Annotated in this window: 2 protein-coding genes; both read left to right on the forward strand. The window is 53.3% G+C overall.

Annotation, left to right across the window (positions count from 1 at the left end; all coding sequences use genetic code 11):
• Positions 1–104 precede the first annotated feature (104 nt).
• On the forward strand, positions 105–1,625 hold the full coding sequence (gene istA, locus FT643_RS22910; RefSeq protein ID WP_317622109.1) for an IS21 family transposase: 1,521 nt from the start codon (positions 105–107) through the stop codon (positions 1,623–1,625).
• Entirely contained in the window at positions 1,622–2,395 is a 774-nt protein-coding gene (gene istB / locus FT643_RS22915; protein WP_156873722.1) for an IS21-like element helper ATPase IstB, read from the forward strand. The genes istA and istB overlap by 4 nt, the downstream gene beginning before the upstream one ends.
• Positions 2,396–2,467: the final 72 nt, after the last annotated feature.

Genomic DNA, 2,467 nt, shown 5'->3' on the forward strand with positions numbered 1-2,467 from the left:
TGTTGATTTGCACCCAAAAGTGACCCACTTCAGTCCCATATTTGCATCGAATATTGACCCACGTTCAACTCATCCTGCACCCAACGATGCAGGAGCAATCAGGAGTGATCGACGTGGCATTATTAAGCGTAATCAGGCGGTGGCATTTCCGTGAAGGTATGCCAATCAGAGAGATAACCCGGCGCACAGGATTAAGCCGGAACACGGTACGCAAGTACCTGGCCAAGGGCGTGGTCGAACCCCGTTACCCTGACCGCAAATCCCCCTCCAAGCTCGACGACTACGAGCTGACACTGACCAGTTGGCTGTTCCGGGAGTCTCGCCGACATCGCAAGCAGCGGCGCAGCGTCAAGCAATTACATTTGGATCTGGTGCAATTGGGGTATACCGGTTCCTATGACCGGGTAGCCGCTTTTGCCCGGCAATGGCGACAAGAGCAACAGGAATCCCAAAGAACGGCAGCTAAAAACACCTTTGTGCCCTTAACGTTTGCACCGGGGGAAGCCTTTCAGTTTGACTGGAGCGAAGACTATGTCGTGATTGGCGGCGTGAATACCAAGCTTCAGATTGCCCACTTCCGGCTCAGCCACAGCCGGGCCTTTTTCCTGCGAGCCTATTTGCAGCAAACCCACGAGATGCTTTTTGATGCCCATTATCACGCCTTTCAAGTCTTTGGTGGCGTGCCTGAGCGGGGCATCTATGACAATATGAAGACGGCAGTCGATAAGGTGGGGCGGGGTAAGCAGCGCACGATTAATAAGCGCTTTCAGTCCATGGTCAGTCACTACCTCTTTGAAGCGGAGTTCTGCAACCCGGCCGCAGGTTGGGAGAAAGGCCAGGTGGAAAAGCAAGTGCGCGATGCCCGCCACCTGCTCTGGCAAAAAGCGCCGGCGTTTCGCTCGCTGACCGAACTGAATCACTGGTTGCTGCAACGCTGTCTGGCGTTGTGGCAGGAGCTGCCGCATCCACAGGACAAGCGTCGTACCTTACATCAGTATTGGCAAGCAGAGCGGGATACTTTGATGGCGGTACCGGCTGCCTTTGATGGCTTTGTGGAATACACCAAGCGGGTCAGCTCGACCTGTCTGATCACTCATGAGCACAACCGTTACAGTGTCCCGGCCAGCTTTGCTAATCGCCCGGTTAGCCTCCGGGTGTATTGCGACCGGCTGGTGGTGGTCGCCGAAGCGCAGATCATCGCCTGTCACGTGCGAGTGTTCTCCCGAGACCACAGCGTAACCGGTAAAACCATTTATGACTGGCGTCACTACCTGTCGGTGGTACAGCGCAAGCCCGGTGCATTGCGTAACGGGGCGCCGTTTGAAGAACTACCGGACAGCTTCAAGCAGTTGCAACACCAGCTACTCAAACGTCCCGGCGGAGATCGCGAAATGGTGGATGTGCCGGCCCTGGTATTACTGCATGACGAGAGATTGGTAGAACAAGCAGTGGAAGCTGCGCTCAGTATCGAACGGCCCTCTCGGCAACATGTGATGAACTGCCTGAATCGAATGCACGATAAGCCCGCACCAGAGCCACTGAAACCACCACCGACCTTAATGCTGGTGACCGAACCCCTGGCTAATACCGCCCGTTATGATGAATTACGGGAGGGTAAATCATGAACCAGGATGCCTTGATCAAAACCCTGAAAACCCTCAAGCTGTTCGGCATGGCGGATGCTGTAATGGATTTATCGGAGCAGGCATCACCGGCCTATGTGCAGTCCGTTCCTGTTCTGGAAACCCTGCTTAAAGCCGAAGTCGCCGAACGGGATGTCCGTTCTACTCAATACCAAATGAAAGCGGCCCGGTTCCCGGCCTATAAAGATCTGAGCCACTTCGACTTCAACCAAAGTGTAGTGGATGAAATGTTAATCCGCTCGTTGCATCGCTGCGAATTCTTGCAAGATGCTCAGAATCTTGTGCTGGTGGGGGGACCCGGCACCGGTAAAACCCATTTAGCCACAGCATTGGGTGTACAAGCGATTCAGCATCACCGATATCGCGTTCGCTTCCTGTCCACGATCGAGTTGGTCAATGCATTGGAGCTGGAGAAGCAGCAGGGCAAACAAGGCCGGTTCGCAAACCGGCTCATGAGCACCGATCTGGTCATACTGGATGAATTGGGCTATCTGCCTTTTAGTCAAACGGGTGGTGCTTTGTTATTCCACTTGCTCGGGAAGCTCTATGAAACCACCAGCGTCGTCATCACAACGAATCTAAGCTTCAGTGAATGGCCTAATGTATTTGGCGATCCCAAGCTGACGACTGCATTACTGGATCGACTAACTCACCATTGCCACATCATCGAAACCGGGAATGACAGTTTCCGCTTCAAACATTCAACCACACAACAGAGGGAAAGGAAGACTGGTAATAACAGAATTGTTTAGGCCATAATCGGCCGTATTAGGCGGGTCAATATTCGGTGCAAAAGCCGGGTCAAATTTAGATGCAAATTAACA

The sequence above is a fragment of the Ketobacter sp. MCCC 1A13808 genome (assembly GCF_009746715.1).
Classification (GTDB): domain Bacteria; phylum Pseudomonadota; class Gammaproteobacteria; order Pseudomonadales; family Ketobacteraceae; genus Ketobacter.

What these genes read in the sequence shown, in the direction of transcription:
- istB (WP_156873722.1), top strand. Translation starts at nt 1,622, where the DNA reads ATGAACCAGGATGCCTTGATCAAAACCCTGAAAACCCTCAAGCTGTTC.